The 18,142-nt window shown below is 64.4% G+C and carries 24 protein-coding genes; 22 read left to right on the top strand and 2 right to left on the bottom strand.

Translation table 11 applies throughout. The annotated features are described in order from the left end of the window. Positions 1-34: 34 nt before the first annotated feature. Positions 35-763, bottom strand: coding sequence for a hypothetical protein (locus ASE35_RS01010; protein ID WP_157489198.1), 729 nt, complete (start codon positions 761-763; stop codon positions 35-37). Positions 764-954: 191 nt separating this feature from the next. Between ASE35_RS01010 and ASE35_RS21830 the strand changes: the two genes are divergently transcribed. The 9 genes from ASE35_RS21830 (at position 955) to ASE35_RS01055 (ending at position 8,115) form a co-directional block, all read left to right on the top strand. Then, positions 955-1,668 (top strand): hypothetical protein, encoded by a 714-nt coding sequence (locus ASE35_RS21830; RefSeq protein ID WP_235569974.1) that lies wholly within the window; start codon positions 955-957, stop codon positions 1,666-1,668. 610 nt (positions 1,669-2,278) lie between these two features. Further along, positions 2,279-2,638 carry a hypothetical protein gene (locus ASE35_RS01020; protein ID WP_057161416.1) on the top strand — a complete coding sequence of 120 codons (360 nt, stop codon included), beginning with the start codon at positions 2,279-2,281 and terminating at the stop codon, positions 2,636-2,638. Between the two features lie 69 nt (positions 2,639-2,707). Further along, on the top strand, positions 2,708-3,238 hold the full coding sequence (locus ASE35_RS01025) for a DUF5946 family protein (protein ID WP_255357117.1): 531 nt from the start codon (positions 2,708-2,710) through the stop codon (positions 3,236-3,238). A 590-nt stretch (positions 3,239-3,828) separates the two neighbouring features. Further along, positions 3,829-4,230, top strand: coding sequence for a hypothetical protein (locus ASE35_RS01030; protein WP_157489200.1), 402 nt, complete (start codon positions 3,829-3,831; stop codon positions 4,228-4,230). Between the two features lie 247 nt (positions 4,231-4,477). Further along, positions 4,478-4,876, top strand: a complete 399-nt coding sequence (locus tag ASE35_RS20895; protein ID WP_157489201.1) for a hypothetical protein — start codon at positions 4,478-4,480, stop codon at positions 4,874-4,876. Positions 4,877-5,135: 259 nt separating this feature from the next. Next, positions 5,136-5,627: a hypothetical protein gene (locus ASE35_RS01035; RefSeq protein WP_157498876.1), complete on the top strand. Its 492-nt coding sequence runs from the start codon at positions 5,136-5,138 to the stop codon at positions 5,625-5,627. 560 nt (positions 5,628-6,187) lie between these two features. Next, positions 6,188-6,433, top strand: a complete 246-nt coding sequence (locus ASE35_RS01045) for a hypothetical protein (RefSeq protein ID WP_057161413.1) — start codon at positions 6,188-6,190, stop codon at positions 6,431-6,433. Between the two features lie 415 nt (positions 6,434-6,848). Beyond that, positions 6,849-7,625 carry a hypothetical protein gene (locus tag ASE35_RS01050; protein ID WP_157489203.1) on the top strand — a complete coding sequence of 259 codons (777 nt, stop codon included), beginning with the start codon at positions 6,849-6,851 and terminating at the stop codon, positions 7,623-7,625. A gap of 49 nt (positions 7,626-7,674) precedes the next feature. Then, complete coding sequence (locus ASE35_RS01055; protein WP_057162706.1) at positions 7,675-8,115, top strand: nuclear transport factor 2 family protein; 441 nt, start codon at positions 7,675-7,677, stop codon at positions 8,113-8,115. Between the two features lie 62 nt (positions 8,116-8,177). Here ASE35_RS01055 and ASE35_RS20900 read toward each other — a convergent pair whose 3' ends face one another. After that, positions 8,178-8,555 carry a hypothetical protein gene (locus ASE35_RS20900; RefSeq protein ID WP_157489204.1) on the bottom strand — a complete coding sequence of 126 codons (378 nt, stop codon included), beginning with the start codon at positions 8,553-8,555 and terminating at the stop codon, positions 8,178-8,180. A gap of 342 nt (positions 8,556-8,897) precedes the next feature. On the opposite strand from ASE35_RS20900, the gene ASE35_RS01065 reads away from it, so the two are divergent. The 13 genes from ASE35_RS01065 (at position 8,898) to eno (ending at position 18,131) form a co-directional block, all read left to right on the top strand. After that, the gene (locus ASE35_RS01065) at positions 8,898-9,311 is read left to right on the top strand and encodes a hypothetical protein (RefSeq protein ID WP_057162708.1); all 414 of its coding nucleotides are present in this window, start codon (positions 8,898-8,900) and stop codon (positions 9,309-9,311) included. A 128-nt stretch (positions 9,312-9,439) separates the two neighbouring features. Next, a complete protein-coding gene (locus ASE35_RS01070; protein ID WP_157489205.1) occupies positions 9,440-9,943 on the top strand; it encodes a hypothetical protein in 504 nt (167 codons plus the stop codon). A 23-nt stretch (positions 9,944-9,966) separates the two neighbouring features. Further along, on the top strand, positions 9,967-10,170 hold the full coding sequence (locus ASE35_RS01075; RefSeq protein ID WP_162250595.1) for a zinc ribbon domain-containing protein: 204 nt from the start codon (positions 9,967-9,969) through the stop codon (positions 10,168-10,170). Positions 10,171-10,175: 5 nt separating this feature from the next. Continuing rightward, entirely contained in the window at positions 10,176-10,616 is a 441-nt protein-coding gene (locus ASE35_RS01080) for a GFA family protein (protein WP_057163384.1), read from the top strand. A 56-nt stretch (positions 10,617-10,672) separates the two neighbouring features. Beyond that, positions 10,673-11,044 carry a hypothetical protein gene (locus ASE35_RS01085; RefSeq protein ID WP_157489207.1) on the top strand — a complete coding sequence of 124 codons (372 nt, stop codon included), beginning with the start codon at positions 10,673-10,675 and terminating at the stop codon, positions 11,042-11,044. 137 nt (positions 11,045-11,181) lie between these two features. Next, complete coding sequence (locus tag ASE35_RS01090) at positions 11,182-11,610, top strand: lysozyme inhibitor LprI family protein (protein WP_162259005.1); 429 nt, start codon at positions 11,182-11,184, stop codon at positions 11,608-11,610. Positions 11,611-11,817: 207 nt separating this feature from the next. Beyond that, positions 11,818-12,513 (top strand): phosphodiester glycosidase family protein, encoded by a 696-nt coding sequence (locus tag ASE35_RS01095; protein WP_057162710.1) that lies wholly within the window; start codon positions 11,818-11,820, stop codon positions 12,511-12,513. 192 nt (positions 12,514-12,705) lie between these two features. Next, positions 12,706-13,131: a hypothetical protein gene (locus ASE35_RS01100; protein ID WP_056172825.1), complete on the top strand. Its 426-nt coding sequence runs from the start codon at positions 12,706-12,708 to the stop codon at positions 13,129-13,131. Positions 13,132-13,140: 9 nt separating this feature from the next. Continuing rightward, entirely contained in the window at positions 13,141-13,527 is a 387-nt protein-coding gene (locus ASE35_RS01105) for a DUF488 family protein (protein WP_057162711.1), read from the top strand. A 184-nt stretch (positions 13,528-13,711) separates the two neighbouring features. Next, positions 13,712-15,370 carry a CTP synthase gene (locus ASE35_RS01110; RefSeq protein ID WP_056172829.1) on the top strand — a complete coding sequence of 553 codons (1,659 nt, stop codon included), beginning with the start codon at positions 13,712-13,714 and terminating at the stop codon, positions 15,368-15,370. Positions 15,371-15,410: 40 nt separating this feature from the next. Beyond that, positions 15,411-16,244 (top strand): 3-deoxy-8-phosphooctulonate synthase, encoded by an 834-nt coding sequence (gene kdsA / locus ASE35_RS01115; RefSeq protein ID WP_056172832.1) that lies wholly within the window; start codon positions 15,411-15,413, stop codon positions 16,242-16,244. Beyond that, on the top strand, positions 16,244-16,777 hold the full coding sequence (locus ASE35_RS01120) for a hypothetical protein (protein WP_057162712.1): 534 nt from the start codon (positions 16,244-16,246) through the stop codon (positions 16,775-16,777). Before kdsA ends, ASE35_RS01120 begins: the two co-directional genes overlap by 1 nt. A gap of 67 nt (positions 16,778-16,844) precedes the next feature. Continuing rightward, positions 16,845-18,131, top strand: a complete 1,287-nt coding sequence (gene eno, locus ASE35_RS01125) for a phosphopyruvate hydratase (protein ID WP_057161400.1) — start codon at positions 16,845-16,847, stop codon at positions 18,129-18,131. Positions 18,132-18,142: the final 11 nt, after the last annotated feature.

Here is an 18,142-nt window from a genome sequence, read left to right on the forward strand (position 1 = left end):
CCTGCATGGGGTAGTGAAGCAAAGGGGGAATCGGTTAGCGCCCGGCGCCGACGGCCTGCAATTCGGCGCCGGTGTAGGGGTTGTAGCGGTAGCCGCCCGGGAACAGCTCGCCATTGGCGGGGTCGCGCCGCGCCGGCAACAGGCCGCCCAGGGGCAGGCGGAAGCTGAACTCGCTACGGTCCAGCCGGACCAGCATCTTGCCATCCCCGAGCGGGTCGGCGACGGGTTTGTCGTCGGCGGTACGGCCCGGGAACACATAGAACTGCATATTCTCGCCCGCCGGACCGATCATGCTGGTCAGCAGCGGCCGCATCGTGTTCAGCAGCCCCTTCAGGGCCGGGTCGACCTTGTCGGCCGCGATCGGCCGGTGCACCCCGCCATGCATGTCGACCAGCTTCAGCTGGCTGCGCAGATCGGCCTCGCTGGTGAAGCTGATGTCCTGGGTCTCATTGTTGATCCGCAGGGCCGCGATCACCGTATGCCGGGAAAACAGGTCCTGGAACTGCGCAGACGCCTCCTGGGTCGCCTGCTTGGTCGCGCCCTTGGCGCCCGCACTCTGCTGATCCAGCACATAGGCCCACAGCTGCGGCGGCAGCCACCAGATCATTTCGCTGCTGCCGATCCCGCCGCCGGTCTTCTGGGTATCGCCCATCAGCTCGTCGATCCGGATCTGCCCCACCGGCACCCCGGTATGGCCAGCCCAAACCGGCGCGACGGCCGCAAGGCCCAGACACAACATGAACGAAATAGCCAGACGGCGCATGGAAGGTCCCCTGAGTGAGCGCAGCGAGCATGGCGACGGGGTGGGGCGGGGTCAAGCTGGGGGTGGTGCGCGCCCATCCGGTCGATGGGGTCGTCCAGCCGGTGCCGTCGGCTCCTCGCAACACCGTAAAGTAAATGGCATGGGCCTCGCGCGGCGCGCTTGGCGGCGTGCAGGGTTGCGGGGGCCGGTCGATGACCAAGCAAGACAAGTTCATAGCTGTATTTCTCATCTTTCAAGGTCTTGCCGGCATCGCCACGACACTGTGGCTCGCGGCCTTAGGCGGGCTCTCGACGGGCGTCTTGCTGGTTCTGGCCCCCGCCATCGTGGCGGCGCTCATCGCGGGCGTCGGCTCTTTCCGCAATCTGTCTTGGGCCAGAGCGCTAGGTATCGCGGTCTTTGCCGCTCAAGTGCCTTCATTTCAGACCCCTTGGTTCTTCTACTCGGTCTGGCTTGGCGTGCATCTGAACATCACGCTGAGCTGGATAGACGCCGGGAAGGTGGGCGTCAATTTACTGGCGCTCGCCATGTTGATATGGGCCTTGCTGCGATGGCGCGCGCTTGCGAAGCCAGCCGCATCCGATCCTGTTCGGGGTCCCGCATTGGGTGCATGGCAGCCGATCACGGTCGCGGAGCTGGAGCTGCTGGTTGTGGAGCAACTTGAAGCGTGTTCGCCCTCAGAGCGGGAGGCATTCGCTACTCGGCGCGTACCGTTCTACGCCGTCCCGATACGCAGGTACGGCGCCATGGGGTCCGTTCTGGTGGTAGCAGAGCTTCCCGAGGGGCTGCTCTACTACGAGGATGTCGAAGGAGGTTTCGAGATGGGGATTCTCGAGGACGGGGCACTGCCCGAGGCGCCCTGCCAGCAATTCGAGCTGACTCACTTGCTTCACCGATTGGGGTTCTGAATGTCAACCGGACCGAAACCGACGGTCTCAGGCTGCGGGCAAATGCCGGGCGCTTCTGCGCAGCTCGATCCTTGTGGCCCAGCTTGGGCCATATGAAACAGCTCGCGGCAACTGTGGTGTTTTCGCTTGTGACAGGCTCGGTATCTGCCCACCAAAACCGGATACTGCCCATTAAGGCAGATGGCACTCTGAGCGCGATTCCCGCGACCTATGGGCCGGTTAAGGTGCACATTCCCGTGATCCGGCCAGTTCGCAGGCTTGGACGCAAGTTCGGATAACGTCACCGCGCTTCAGTATCAATCTCAATCGATGCATTCTCGTTAAGCTGAAGAACGTTTCACAAGTTCAAGCCAGTGGTTCGTGGCACCACATGCGCAGTTCGACCAACGACTACTACTCGCTTACCTTTTCGCTACTCGACGGGCGCATTTTGATGGACCAAAGAGCTTGGGATCCTCTGACCGGCGCTTGGCGTGCGCAACTCATAGACCCGGCTGAAAAATGTTCGGACTGGAAGAGCGTGGGCATGTGGCCGGGCAACTCACTCAAGTCGAACCCCCTTATGGGCAGGGCTTAGTTCAGACATCAGGCGCGCCAACGGTTCCTTCGAATGCTCAAATACTTGATCGCCGGAATTGCGCTCGGACTCCTTTCAGCTCTCCTGTCGCTCATGGCGGCCGGCGGTGGGCACGGCTGGAACTCCGCATTGCCGTTCGGGCTTATGTCCCTGGTCCTTTACCCTTGCGTCTCGGTTGCGTATACCAACCGAGGCCCTGGGCTCGGCCTGGTCTTGCTTGCCGTGCTCGCGGTCTTTCTGGATGGGGCGCTGGTTGCAAGGACACTGCGAGAGGGTGTCCATTACATGTATGCGGTTTGGCCCTTCGCCGTTGCATGGCTTGCGCTTTGGCTGTTCTGGCAAGTGGCGGTTATTGCGGCTCTTGTTCGGCGCCGTCGTCATGGTGTCGCCTAACATTCATGCACGCCGAAGCCGTTTCGCGATTCGGCCTAATTCAGGCGCTAGATCGCACCGGCACCACGCATGAACCTTGAAACATGCCCAGGTTGCGGCGCTGCGTTCCCTCGGTGCGATGGCCCGATGCATCCCTATATGGTGTCGTCGCCGGCCTGCTGGGCGGCCTTCGGCGAGGTCTTGGCGCGCGAGTACAGTGAGCCCGCATTGCTATCGATCCACAGATTGAGCGTGGATGCCTATGCGGTGCAGCATCCAGGCAGCCCCTGCCGACAAAGCATCCAGTCCGTCGGGGTCCACTTGATCCGGCTCTGCCTGTTCCTGGAGCATGGCTTGGCGCCCGACAGGGCCAATGAGGCCATGCTCGCCGCGGGACGGATCAAGCATACGTTTAGTTGGCTCGAGCCACCTTCGGCGCTGGGTGCCGTCACCGTACATGACGTTCTGCAGGCGACGGAAACGTCGGCGCATGCGGCAATGGTGAGGCGCTGGGCGCAGTCGGCTTGGGATGCATGGGGTCCGCATCACGATAGAGTTAGGCAGTGGCTCGTGCAGTCAAACAATTCGTTCAAGCAGAATCCGCTTCCCGGGCCGGCTTGACTCAGGCGTAGAGCATTCCCAGTGAATTCAACCCCATCGGCATCCAGTCAAAATTTCTTCGCTCGCTGTTGGTCAGGCTCCGCGCGGCTCTGGCAAGCCTACTGGCTGGTAGGCGTCCTAGGGCAATTCGTGGCTTTGGCGGCCTTTGGCGCGGTTGCCTTTGTGCTTGCGCCACTCCGCCAATACTCCGCCCTGTCGAGCCTGTCGGTTAGCCTGCTATTAGTCGCAATGCTCTTGTTCTATATGGTTTTTGCCTTGGTGAGCATTTGGCGTTGCGCCCACAATGCGAACAGTCCCGTATGGGGTGGGCTGGCTCGTGTGTCTGTGGCGCTATCGGTAGCGTGGGGCGTGTATGCCGTCTGGCGTGCGTTCTGAGAATTCATCCGGGCTCGCTCGCTGTCGTGAGCTGGCCAAGTTCAGCGCTTGATCCGTAGATGGAAATGTCGTTTCTATCCAAAGAAGAGCTTGATTCGGCCTTTCGGTGGGTCGTAGGAAGTTCCCTGGAGCCAAAAGGCTTCGTGGAGGTAACTCCTAGGAAATGGGTGTGCGACAGGTTCGCTCCGATAAGACACCTATTCACGGTGCAAGCGATGAAAGGTGGCGCATATCTCTATATCTGGGGGATATCGCTGGACTATGTGCCCCATCTAAAGGGAAATGAGCTGGCTTGGCATAGAACCAATCGTTCGTCCATGTTCGACCTTCGGTTCGATCCGGTCGACCATTTCAAGCGTTACAACGATTGGTACATGCGCAGCTTCAGCGAGGCAGAGGACTTCCGCCGCCAAGCGTCGGCTCAGCTCCGGAAGGCTTGGCCGATGGCTGTTCAATTTTTCGAGCGCAGCCAGCGAGTCGAACAGCTGCCGGAGCTGTTTGCCGATCAGATGAGCGCCTCAACCTTTAGATTTTGGTTCAAGAACTACGTTCAGCACTTGCCTATCTGTTCACGCTCGCGAAAGTCGGGCAGAAAGATAGCGCTCTTCGTTTGTTGAGCGATTACATGGACGAGTACGAGGTGCCGGATGCAGTTCGATCCAAGCGTGCGGGCCTCGTCAGTACGGCCTGACCGCTCAGTTCATGGCTTCTTCCGGGCACGAGATATCTGGAGCCGCATGGGAACTACGGAGCTGCAGGCTTGAGGGGCGGATATCCACTCAATCCAATAGGGTGGAGGTCCTGTGGCATGCTCTGCATGCTTCGTGGATCGGCTCGATTCAGGCATTAGGGGGGGGCGGATAGGTGCCATCGCTAAAACCGCTGAAATCCGTTGCGCACAACCTCTGCCATCAGTTCGCGAGCACATTTAACTATTGGGGTGGCGACTACGGCATCAATCATTTGGCCCGCTCGGTGCGCGCCGAAAATCAAGTCAAGATCGATCTGCTGGCCGGAGCATCGGAGCCGGCGCTTTTGGGGGAGGGCGCGCATGCCATCGATAAATTGGCCGGATTGTTGCCTGAGCTTCTTGCAAAGGAAGGCTTCGACACCGATCTGCTGGTCGGCGCTACCGCCATATACCGATTTCACGACCCATTGCCCGTGCCCGGCGGGTCTGTAGCGTACGATTGTCGAGTTGAATTCAAGACGGCTGGTGGACGTTCTTACTGTGTCGAGCTTTCACAGCTCAATACACCGTAGGCACCACTACGCTTCACTCTGTCCAAACCGCTTCGCGAGTGGGCTGGACTCCGACGTCGGATGGGTCTCGCGCGGCGATGTTCAAGGGTTGTAAGGCTGGGCTTCGTAGCGACGCTGTCGCCGAACATGCGGCGCTTGTAACAGGTACTTAGGAATTCAGAGAAGCAGTTCGAGAATCGGTGAGTCCAGCCGTTCATTAGAGGCGGGGCTGCGCCTGGTCCTATAGTGGGGATATATGAGACGACGTCGAGGCTTTGTCATGCTTGTCTTCTTACTGCTGGCGAGCGTCGCTACCGCAGCGAATGAGCTCCCTGGTGCGGCGGCGAGGAGTTTGTCCGAGCAATCGGTTGCAGGACTAAGGCTTGCCGTCAAGAACGACCCCGGCGCGGGGCGAAAATTCAGCGATTGCGTTATGAGTATTGATGGCGGCTCGATGGCGCCGGCGTATGAGGCATATCTACGCTCCACGCTGACTCAAGAGGAGCTTGATGAAATGAACGCGTTCAGCGGGTCGGATCCAGGGGCTCGCTACAGTTTGTACGCTCGAGAACTGTTCTATAGAAGCAAAGGGGCGGTCATCGATGGTCCGATCCAGTTCAGTCGAGCTGAGATCACGGCAATTAATCGATTTGTAAGCTCTTCCACGGGCCAGAAGTACCTGTGGATAACAGATGTGGCCAACAAGGAAGCGAGCGAGGTCACCCGGAGGGCGACGCAGGATGCGATTGAGTCCTGCCGAAATGGTGGCTGATGGCGCATAGGGCGGGAGTCCGCCGCTTCTTACGAGGTCTGTACGATCTATTGGGACTGAGGGCTCGCCCTCCAATGATTCAATCAAGTCGGGTACGGACGATGGGACACGATCACGACTTCAGTGAGGCAGACTGGCCTTTCGACGTTCCAGTCAACAGCGCGTCGTTCACGACCAGGCATGTCATCGAAGGAACGCTTCCTATTTTGGAGGTGTATCACGACCACGACGGCGAATGGCAATTCATGTGCGGCACGACGAGCGCGTCAGCGGACTGTAAGTTGGTGTGCTTGGGCTGCATGATCGGCCGCGATCCAAGCCTGCTTGATCTGGCCGATATGCCGCCAGGGTGGTGCGCCTACAGGGCCAGCCCGCAAGACGCCTGGTCTAGGGAACCGTACGAAGGCAGCGACGACCCGGAATGAGTGGTCCGTACGGGTTAACATTTGGCCGTTCAGTCGCGAGCAGGGAAGCAGCCGCTACGGTCGCGCCGTCGCTGAGGGGAGCGGCCTAGGCGCCCCGCCTTTCCTGTGAGCCCCACGACATCGGAGGACCGCACCATGACCACCCGCAAGTATTGGATTCCCAGCCTGATCGCCGCCGCCCTGGTGGCGCCGTTGGCGATGGCGCAGGACGCCGCCCAGAACCCGACGGCCGAGCAGGCCGCCGCGCAGGCCCAGAAGAAGGCCGAAGAGGCCGAGAAGGCCAAGGCCGAGCAAGCCGCCAAGGACAAGAAGAAAGACAAGAAGAAGGACAAGGCCGCCGATCCCACCGTCGAGCCCGAGGAAGAGGACGGCAAGCGCTGAGTTCCACCCGATCGGGCGCGTCCGTAAGGGCGCGCCCGATTCGGTCGGATGGCGACGGCGCCGCGCGCGCCAGTGCGCTCCCGGCAAGCGGGGGCGCCGACTGCCGCCTTCGGTCGACTGTATTTCGGTGCCTGGGATGCCGCGTTCATGTGGCACTGCCCGGTACCGACTCTGACCGCGTTGGTGGTCATGCCGATTTTTCGCCCCGGATCACGGACGGCGCGCCGACGGTCGTAGCGAGTTGCTGCTCGTTCTTACGGGCATCGGTCCCGGCTAGGGCCGGTCGTGGAGGCGCTTGGCGCAAGCTAAGGGGTGGGTTGCGCCACGGTGGTATTCGCTTGCGCCTTGCGGCTACATTTCGCAACAGCGGCCCAAGCCTCGGGTTCCGTCTTCATAGCGTCCGGAGCGTCATGCCATGAATCGCCTCGTATTCGTTTTGGCGCTGCTGCTGGGCGCGTGCTCGTTCTGCGCATCGGCGATCACGTTGAGCGAGCAGGAGATCGACGATCCGATCAAGGCCGGCGCCAAATGCAAGGTGCCGGTGCCCAACAGTTACGGCACCTACATCTATCAATTTCCGTCTAAGTACGACCAGGTGTTCTGGCCACATGCGGCCGCGAACATGATCTGGTTTTGTCCCGAGTCCGGCTTCGCGAGCTTCATCGAAGACGCCGACAAACTCAGCGACAACGAAAAGTCGGCCATCGCCCAGCGGCTCGCCGAGGCTTACCGCCCCGGCCCGCAAGCGCCGACCGAGCTCGAAAAGATCGCAGCGCTGGAGCGCAGTTACGCCCAGCGCAAATTGGACGAGCCTGCACGTATCGCGCTGTTGCGCTCGTTGGCGTACATGTACGAGGCGGCCGGCGATGGTGCACGCGCCACCAAGCTGCGACGCGAGGCGTTGGCCGCGATCGATGCGGCGCTCACTGCCCCTGCCGGCCTCAAGGAACAGCAGACCCTTGAGTACCTGTTCGTGGGCGCCGTCTACGAGCGCGAATTCGGCAACGTCGAACGTTCCGATGCCCGGCTCAAGGCCCTGGACGCGAAGCTGGCCAAGGTCGATTCGGCGGACTTGACGTATTACGTGGAATATCTCACCGATCTGAAGCGCGATGTCCCGAGGGTGCAACCGGGCGGTACGCTAGCGCCGGATATGCCGGATATGCCGGATATGCCCGATCACACGCATTGACCGGCGGCCCGACGCCGTCGAAGGTCGTACCCCATCGATGGGATGCCGAATGAGCCCGGAGCACACGCCCTTTCAACAGGTATTGAACGCCTACCAGGCCGCCGTGCGCGCCAAGGACGTCGAGGCTTTCCTGGCGATCTACAGCGACGACTTGCAGGTGTTCGACATGTGGGGCGCATGGTCGCTGCGAGGCATCGACGCCTGGCGACGGATGGCGACGGAGTGGTTCGCATCGCTGGGCAGCGACTATGTCGTGGTCGAGGCTGAGGAGGTGGCGTCGAGTGCGGACGCGGGGCTGGCCGTGGGCCATGCTTTGCTGCGCTACACGGCCTACTCCGCCGATGGTCGACGCCTGCGCTCGCTGGACAACCGGATCACCGTGGCGATGCGTCGGGCTGGCGAGACCTGGAGAATATTTCACGAGCATACGTCGGCCCCGATCGGCCATGAGACGACGAAGGCCGTGCTGCAGCGCGACGGCGGCGAATAGCGCGCTGCCCTGCCGTCAACCCGCCCTTTGGGGGACGACACCTGAGGGACGGTATTCCGAATTTACTCGACGTCCCGATGGCTCCCTGCCACGCGCTGCTGAGCCGGCCCTAACGAGCCGTCCGGTTGGATCGGGTGAAACCCCTGCAGCGTGAGCATCCACCGCTGTGCCGTGGGTTTGGCCATCTCGTCCGGGACGAAGGCGATACCGCAAGCCTGGCAGTAGAGGCCGGACACAAATTGTTGCAGAGGCGCCTGCGGCACGGCATTCGGTTTGAGGCCGTCGGCGCTGAGCTGTCCATGGCATTCGCAGGCTGACCGGGTGTCGGGAGATTGCTCGAAATGAGCGGAATCGAACGGTGCTATCAGTAACAGCTTGGGGCGCGTATGTGCGGAGCTTGCGCATTTCGGGCAGGCAGGTGCGGGGGCGATGTCTGTCATGTGCGTGGTTCCTGAGGTCTGAACGGTCCAGCGGCGCGAGGGTGCATGACGCCAACTCGGCGTTTCGCTTTCGATCTCCCTTCGCAGCCTGTTCAAGTCCGCCGGAGACCTTGCCCAATCTGGTCCGAATATCATGCGCCCGTTCGCACCGAAGCGAGGGCCCGGCCCGGCCGTGGCCGTAGCAGGAGCCCGATCCCGCGACAGCCACGCGCAGCACGAATGGCCGCCTGGAGGCGGGGCTAGGGCCGAGGCGGCCGGTCCGCACGGCGGCTCGTGCTTGAGGCCGGCCAGCTAAACTAATGCGGCAGCCTGCGTCGGGCTCGCGACCGGGAGTCGTGTCCAGTGATAGCCACCCTTTTGCTGGTCGTGAGCGCGGCGGTGCTGCTCACGCTCGGCACCGCCCATTTGATCATCACCTTCGTCGGCCCCAAGCTGCGTCCGCGCGATCGCGCACTGGAGGCGCGGATGCGCGAGGTCTCGCCGGGGATCACCAGGAAGGCCAGCATGTGGGACTTCTGGGTCGGCTTCAATATCAGCCACAGCCTGGCTGCGATCCTGTACGGGCTGATCTACGGCTATCTGGCCATCGCGCATCGCGAGTTGCTGTTTTCCTCGGCCTATCTGCTCACGGTCGGCGCGTTGATGCTGGGCACCTTGTTCGTGGTGGCCAAGATCTACTGGTTTAGGGCGCCGCTGATCGGCATCGCGATTTCGCTGCTGTGTTACCTCGCAGGCGTGGCAGTCGCGCTGTCTTAGTTGCGACCTGCGCGGTTGGGACGGAGAGCGCTGGAACCCTCGGCCGATACTTGCCGTTTCGGCGCTGCTAGCCCGATAGTTGGCTCAGGCCGGGCGTCTCGCCCGCAGCTGGATGGGAGACTGGGCGCGTGAAACTTCTTCGGTGCGGGTTCGTCCTCGCGATGCTTGCTGCGCCCATCGCCGTGATGGCCGGTCAGCGCCCCGCCCAAGTGGCGGCGGATTTCTATCGGCTGGCGATCCATCCCGACCGACCCGAGCCCGTACAGGGGCGGTTCGCGACGATGGCTCCGCTGTTGGGCGAGGATCTTTACCGGGCTTTGGCCGCATACGACGTGTACGAGAACGCCTGCGCACGCATCACCCCGCGCGGCATCAAGCCCTACATGCTCGATCAGAACCCCTTTTTTTGGGGTGCGGACGAAGCCGACGCGATGGTGGCGGCGACTGAGCGGGTCGACCGCGATGTCGCAAGGGTCTGGGTCGCTTTAGTCGACGATGAGGTGCGCTGGACCGATGCAGTGCTGCTGGGCAAGCAACGCGGGCGCTGGGTGATACTCGACATCCGGTGGCAGGAGGGTGGCTCGCTGACCGAAAGGTTGATGGAATTCGCGAGCCATCGTTGCACCCCCTGACCATGCAACCCGAGGAGAACGGCATGTCATCCTTCCGCTGCGTCAAATGTAACGGCGAGTCCTGCACCGTAGGCGAGCTGCGCGCGGCCGGCGGTTTGGTCTCCTCGGTGCTGGATGTATCGACCAACAAGTTCAAGTACGTGAGCTGCGAGACCTGCGGCTACACCGAGTTCTACCGCGCCGATCTTTCCTCGGGCGCCCAGATCTTCGACCTCCTGGTGGGATGAGCGCGATGTCGAGCCCCCTGTCGGCTGCGTCCTCGCTGGCCGGTGGCTGCCACTGCGGTTCGGTGCGGCTTGTCTACACCAGCGCGCTGGCGCCGGCGGACACTCATCCGCGCGCCTGTGACTGCAGCTTCTGCCGCATGCATGGCGCGGCCTATGTCTCCGACCCGGCCGGCGCGCTGCGCATCGCCGTGGCCGACGCGCAGGCCTTGTTGTCGTACCGCCAGGGCTCCGAGGCCGCCCTGTTCCGCTTGTGCGGGCGTTGCGGCGTGCTGGTGGCGGTGACTTACGAGCAGGACGGCCGCATGTACGCGGCGGTCAACGCTGGCTGCCTGGACGAGCGCGACGCTTTCGCCCCGGCGGTCGGTGCTTCGCCGCAGCTTTTGAGCCGGGAGCAGAAAATCGGCCGCTGGACCCGGCTGTGGGTGCCTGAGGTCGAGTGGGCGTGAGCGGGCGACTCGCGGGCCCGTCCCGTCGGGCGAAGATCCGTCGGAAGTGAATTAGGATGCGCGGTATGTCAAGAATCGACCGCCTGTCGGACCTGCTTGCGTCGCCGCGTTCGCGTTCGTGGTTGTATTTCGCGACCGCGTTTGCGACGCCGCTGCTTGCCTATGCGGTGCTATGGGCGCTGGACACGGGCTCGTCGGATGCCGTCGGCGGCGTGCGTTGCGGCTTGCTGGGCCTGCTGTGGTTGATCGTGTCGGTGGTGGTGTCCATAACGCTGTTCTCGGCGGCGTTCTTCGCCGCGCTCTTGGCGTACCTCGATTCGTCCAGTCGGTCGCTCGCTCGCGCCATGGAATTCCTGGGTATCGGCCTGCCGTTCATTGCAATGTGCGCAGGCTTGATCGGGGTGGTGGTGCTGAAATTGACGATCTGATCGAAGCGGCGCGGACGTCCATGTCGGATGCGCGGAATATTTCGGTCGGCTGACGCGGCCCGGTTCGGCGCATGGCCTGCCAACCGCCTTGAGGTGGATCCCCGCGCCGGCGGAGAATGCCGGCAACAGGGGGCACGATGAAACTTGAACCGGCATGGCTGCTCGGCCTGCTTTTGATCGCCGGGCGAGCGCCCGCCGAGACCGCTCAGGCGCCTACGGACGACCAAATGCTGCGCGCCTGCGCCGAAGAGGCGCAAAGGAGCGACGATCCGGTTGGCCGCAGCATGCGCTGCCTGCGCGAAGCCCGTGAGCGCGTCCAGCACCTGCTGGACGACACCTATTACCGCTTGAACCGGAGCTTGCCGCCAGCGCAGCGCGAGAAGCTGGTGGCCAGCCAGGTGGCCTGGTCCCGCTACTACGATGCCCAGACCGAGTTGACCATGGCGCGCGGGCTCGAGTTGGACAACGTGACCGAGTACCTGCGGATTCGGATGATGTGGTTCCGTCTCGAGGAGCTGAATGCGCAGAACCGGATAACGTCGGCCATTTCGGAGCGTGGGGAGTAAGCCGCGGCTCTGGATTTTCGCAGGCGTGCGGCCGCTGCATCAGCGCGGATCGATGCACCGCCGCGTCCTTGGTGCTCGACGCGGCACGGGCGATCGTGTTGAGGACGCCAGGGCTGGAGACCGCCGATGACCCACAAGCTCGCCGATATCGTCTCGGGTGCCGCCGCGACGATCGCCTGGCGGCGATCCGGCGCTAGGATGGGCCTCATGAAAGCAGGGTTCTTGTTCGCATTGGCGGCGTTCTTCGGCCTGGCGCACGCGCGCGAGCCGCGCTACACCGTGATGCGCGTGGACACTCGCAGCGAGGATCTGCGCCTGTTCCTGCGCGACGAGCAGGGCGCGCCGCTGCATCGGCTCAGGCGTCTGGATACTTGGTTGAAGTCGCAGGGCAAGCGCCTGCGTTTCGCCATGAACGCCGGCATGTACGAGCCCGACTACGCGCCGGTCGGGCTGTACGTGGCCGATGGCCGCCAGCTCGCGCCGCTGAACCTGGCCGAGGGCGAAGGCAACTTCTACCTCAAGCCCAACGGGGTGTTCCTGCTCGGCGCCGACGGCCCCCAGGTCGTGGAATCCTCGCGCTATCCGGCGCTGGCGTCGGGCGTGCGTCTGGCCACGCAGTCCGGGCCGCTGCTGCTGCAGCAAGGCGCGATCCACCCGCGTTTCGACCCAGGCTCGAAGTCGCGTCAGATCCGCAACGGCGTCGGGGTCGACGGCGAGATCGCCTATTTCGTGATCAGCGACGATCCGGTCACCTTCTACGAATTCGCGCAGTACTTCCGCGACACCTTGAAGTGTTCGGACGCGCTCTACCTGGATGGCGCGATCTCCGGCCTGTACGCGCCGGCGCTGCACCGCTACGACTCCGGTCCCAAGCTGGGGCCGATGGTGGGCGTGGTGGAGTAGGGCGGACCGCGCGTTTTCGCGCGGCCCCGCCGTGGACGCCGCGCCGCGCGCGGTTTCGGGTAGCGCCCGAGGGGGCCGCGGGTACACGCACGCGCTACCTGGTCGATCGCTGCCGGCAAGTACGCCGCGCGCCGTGGCTGCGGGCATAGATTGGTCCGCGACCTGGGACATCGGCGAACGCCGGGAGGATGTATGAAGCGGATCTTGATCGCGCTGGCGCGGGTCGTCGCCGGCTTGTGCGTCCAGCTGGGCGGCATGTATCTGGCGGTGTTGATCAGCTTCGACCTCGACGGCAGCGGCCCGGATTGGCTCTGGCTGGTCGGACTGGGCTTCCTGGGCCTGGCCGGGATGGTCGCTGGCTGGATCGCCGGGCGCTATCTGATGGTCCCGGCGCTGATCCTGTTCGTGCTGGTGTGGACGGAACTGTGCGAGTACGACCAGTTGGTCTATATGACGCCGAGTGAAGCGCTCGATGCGTATCTGGGCGACATGATCTTTATGGCCTTGTGCTGCGCGGTCCTGGCTGGCGGTATCGCCCTGGGCTATCGTGATGCGCGACGCACCTGGCCCGGCCTGTCCGCGCGAGCGCCGGGACGCGTTGGGACTGGATCCGCCTAGGAGGCCGCCATGGCCGTACGCATCGTCAGACTCGGCAGCCCGCGCGCGCCCGGCGAGGGCCTGCGCATCGGCACGGTGCGGCGGCCGCCACGCGGCGTACCCAAGAGCGAGTTCGCCCGTCAGGACTGGTACGACGTCTGGTTCCCGAATCTCGCGCCCAGCCTGGACACCATGAAGCAGGCCCAGGCCGCGCAGACGCCGGCGCAATGGACCGCCTTCGTACGCAAGTACAAGGCCGAAATGGCCGCGCCGGACGCCAGCCATGCGCTGCAGTTGCTGGCGACGCTATCTCTACACACCGACTTCTCGGTCGGCTGCTACTGCGAGGACGAGGCGCATTGCCACCGATCGGTGCTGCGGGCGCTGTTGGTGGAGCGCGGCGCGAAGTTGGCCTAGGGCGCCGGGACCGCCGCCTTGGGGTAGGAGCGGGCTCGCGGCGGGGGCTGGCAGCTCGGCCCCGAGCGCGGAAAGCCAGTCAGGACGGGCTTTGCGCCCGATTCGGCCGGTCGGTGCCGCTGTCAAGCAGTCGCGGGCCGGCCGCCTTGCCGGTAAACTACGGCTTTCCAGCGGCAGTAAAACCATGACTCCCCTGATTTTCGTCACCGGCGGCGTGGTGTCCTCGCTAGGCAAGGGCATTGCGGCAGCCTCGCTGGCGGCCATCCTCGAATCGCGCGGCCTGCGCGTGACGATGATGAAGCTCGACCCCTATATCAACGTCGATCCGGGCACGATGAGCCCGTTCCAGCACGGCGAGGTCTACGTCACCGACGACGGCGCCGAGACCGACCTGGACCTGGGCCACTACGAGCGCTATCTGCGCACCCGGCTCAGCCGCAAGAACTCGATCACCACCGGCCGCATCTACGAGAACGTGATCCGCAAGGAACGCCGCGGCGACTACCTGGGCGGCACCGTGCAGGTGATCCCGCACATCACCGACGAGATCAAGCGCTGCATCGTCGAGGCCACCGAAGGCTACGACGTGGCCCTGGTCGAGGTCGGCGGCACGGTCGGCGACATCGAGTCGCTGCCGTTCCTGGAAGCGATCCGCCAGCTGCGTACCGAGCGCGGCCCCGAATACGCCTTGTTCATGCACCTGACCCTGGTGCCGTTCATCGCCGCCGCCGGCGAGCTCAAGACCAAGCCGACCCAGCACTCGGTCAAGGAACTGCGTTCGATCGGTATCCAGCCCGACGTGCTGCTGTGCCGCAGCGAACAGCCGCTGCCCGACAGCGACCGCCGCAAGATCGCGCTGTTCACCAACGTGCCCGAGCGCGCGGTGATCTCGGCGGTCGATCTGGACAACATCTACAAACTGCCGGAGTGGTTCCACGAGCAGGGCCTGGACGCGATCGTGCTCGAACGCCTGCGCGTCAACGCCGGTCCGGCCGACCTGCGCGAGTGGCACGAAGTGGTCGACGCCACCGAACACCCGGTGGACGAAGTTTCGATCGCGGTGGTCGGCAAGTACATCGACCATCAGGACGCCTACAAGTCGCTGGCCGAGGCGCTCAAGCACGGCGGCCTGCGCCAGCGCACCAAGGTCAAGCTGAAGTGGCTGGAATCCAGCGAAATCGAGCGCGACGGCGTCGAGTCGCTGAAGGGCGTGGACGGCATCCTGGTGCCGGGTGGTTTCGGCGACCGCGGCTTCGAGGGCAAGGTCGCGACCGCGAAGTTCGCGCGCGAAAACGGCATCCCCTACTTTGGCATCTGTTACGGCATGCAGGCGGCGGTGGTCGATTACGCGCGCCATGTCGCCGGCCTGGACGGCGCCAACAGCACCGAGAACGACAAGGCCTGCGCGCATCCGGTGATCGGCCTGATCACCGAGTGGCGCACCGCCACCGGCGAGGTCGAGCGCCGCAGCGAGGACAGCGACCTGGGCGGCACCATGCGCCTGGGCCTGCAGGATCAGCGCATCAAGCCCGGCACCCTGGCGCGCGAGCTGTACGGCAAGGACGTGGTCGGCGAGCGTCACCGCCACCGCTACGAGTTCAACAACCGCTATCGCACTCAGCTCGAGGACGCCGGCCTGGTGATCGCGGCCAAGTCCATGGACGATCTGCTGGTGGAGATGGTCGAACTGCCAAGGTCGCAGCACCCGTGGTTCCTGGCCTGCCAGGCGCATCCGGAATTCCTGTCGACCCCGCGCGACGGCCACCCGCTGTTCATCGGCTTCGTGCGCGCCGCGCGCGAGGCCAAAGCCGGCGGCCGCCTGCTCAAGGAAGCCAGCGCATGAAGCCGGTCCTCAATCGTTCGATCCCTGACGGAGCTGCCCGATGAATTTGTGCGGATTCGAAGTCGGCCTGGACCGGCCGTTCTTCCTGATCGCCGGCCCTTGCGTGATCGAATCGATGCAGTTGCAGCTCGATGTCGCCGGCCAGCTCAAGGAGATGACCGGCGAGCTCGGCATCCCCTTCATCTTCAAGTCCAGCTTCGACAAGGCCAACCGCACCTCGGCGACGAGTTTCCGCGGCCCGGGCATGGAGGAAGGTCTGAAGGTGCTGGCCGAGGTCAAGCGCCAGCTCGATCTGCCGGTGCTGACCGATGTGCACGAGTACACGCCCATGAACGAGGTCGCCTCGGTCGTGGACGTGCTGCAGACCCCGGCCTTCCTGTGCCGGCAGACCGATTTCATCCAGAACGTGGCGCGCGCCGGCAAGCCGGTCAACATCAAGAAGGGCCAGTTCCTCTCGCCCTGGGAGATGAAGCACGTCACCGCCAAGGCCAAGGCCGTCGGCAACGAGCAGATCATGGCCTGCGAACGCGGCGCCAGCTTCGGTTACAACAACCTGGTCAGCGACATGCGCTCGCTGTCGGTGATGCGCGACACCGGTTGCCCGGTGGTGTTCGACGCCACCCATTCGGTGCAGCTGCCCGGCGGCATGGACGGCAAGTCCGGCGGCCAGCGCGAGTTCGTGCCGGTGCTGGCGCGCGCGGCGATGGCGGTGGGCATTTCCGGCATCTTCATGGAAACCCATCCGCGCCCCGAGGAAGCCCTGTCCGACGGTCCCAACGCGGTGCCGCTGCCGAAGATGCGCGCGCTGCTGGAAACGCTGGTGGAGCTGGACCGCATCACCAAGAAGAACGGCTTCCTCGAGAGTTCGTTCTGATGGGCCCCGGCGGCGACAGACGACGCGGCAGGCGGATCACCGCGTTCGCGGCCGCGCCCTTGGCGTTCGCCTTCGCGGCGAGCGCCGCGGCCGCGCCGCCGCCCGCCGCGCCCGTTCCGGCCGAGACCGCCGACGAGACCCTCTATATGTCGCTGGCCGACCTGACCGGCGAGCTCTACAAGTGCGTCGGGCCCTACATGCAGGAAGTCGGCGGCCCCAAGGTCGCGGCCAAGGTCTACGCCGCCGGTCGCTATCCGGCCCTGGTGGTCAGCGCGTCCAGCGTGCTGGGTTCCGGCCATCTGACCGTGCTGTCGGCGCGCGACAACCCCGCCGGCAGCGTCGGCCAGACCCAGTCGTTGATCGTCGCGATGGGCATGCTGGGCAGCAGCGATGCGAACTCGATTCGCCAGAACCTGCTCAGTGCCAAGGCCGTGGCCATCGTCGCGACCGAGATCGCGGGCGTCAGCGAGGGCCGCTGCAAGGTGTCGCCCGAGCTGACCGCCGCGATCGCGCGCGTGCCGCCCGAGCCCTGAGCCCGAACTTGCGTCGCCGCCGCGAATTTCATTCCATACCCCTCAATCTCCGGTCCCATTCCCGCCCATGACCACGATCACCAAGATCCACGCCCGCGAAATCCTCGACAGCCGCGGCAATCCCACGCTGGAGGCCGAGGTCACCCTGGCCGACGGCAGCTTCGGCCGCGCGATGGTGCCCTCGGGCGCCTCCACCGGCAGCAAGGAAGCCGTGGAGCTGCGCGACGGCGACAAGACCCGCTACCTGGGCAAGGGCGTGCGCAAGGCGGTGGAGAACGTGAACACCGCGATCGCCCAGGCGCTGACCGGCTTCGACGCCGCCGACCAGACCGGTCTGGACCGTCGCCTGATCGACCTGGACGGCACCGAGAACAAGGGCCGCCTGGGCGCCAACGCGCTGCTGGGCGTGTCGATGGCCAATGCGCATGCGGTCGCCGCGTCGAAGAAGCTGCCGCTGTGGCAGTACCTGGCCAACGGCCGCGCGCCGGTGCTGCCGGTGCCGATGATGAACATCATCAACGGCGGCGCGCATGCCGATAACAACGTCGATCTGCAGGAGTTCATGATCCTGCCGGTGGGCGTGCCCAACTTCGCCGAGGCGCTGCGCGCCGGCGCCGAGGTCTTCCACGCGCTCAAGTCGGTGCTCAAGGGCCGCGGCCTGAGCACCGCGGTCGGCGACGAGGGCGGTTTCGCGCCCGACCTGCGCAGCAACGAGGAAGCGCTGGAAACCATTCTGGAAGCGATCGGCAAGGCCGGATACAAGGCCGGCGAGGACATCCTGCTGGGTCTGGACGTGGCCTCCACCGAGTTCTACGACAACGGCAAGTACCACCTGGTGGGCGAGGGCAAGCGCCTGACCAGCGAGCAGTTCGTCGACTTCCTGGCCAACTGGGCCGCGCAGTATCCGATCGTGACCATCGAGGACGGCATGTCCGAGGACGATTGGACCGGCTGGAAGCTGCTCACCGAGAAGATCGGCCACAAGGTGCAGCTGGTCGGCGACGACCTGTTCGTGACCAATCCCAAGATCTTCCAGGAAGGCATCGACAAGCACGTCGCCAACGCGATCCTGATCAAGGTCAACCAGATCGGCACCCTGACCGAGACCTTGGAAGCGATCGCCATGGCGGACGCGGCCAAGTACGCGGCCGTGGTCTCGCACCGTTCGGGCGAAACCGAGGACACCACGATCGCCGACATCGCCGTGGCCACCACCGCGACCCAGATCAAGACCGGCTCGCTGTGCCGCAGCGACCGCGTCGCCAAGTACAACCAGTTGCTGCGCATCGAAGAACAGCTGGGCGCCGCGGCCCGTTACGCCGGCCGCGACGCGTTCGTGTCCTTGAAGCGCTGAGCGGCCGGGGA

It is taken from the genome of Lysobacter sp. Root916 (assembly GCF_001429785.1).
Taxonomy (GTDB): Bacteria; Pseudomonadota; Gammaproteobacteria; order Xanthomonadales; family Xanthomonadaceae; genus Lysobacter.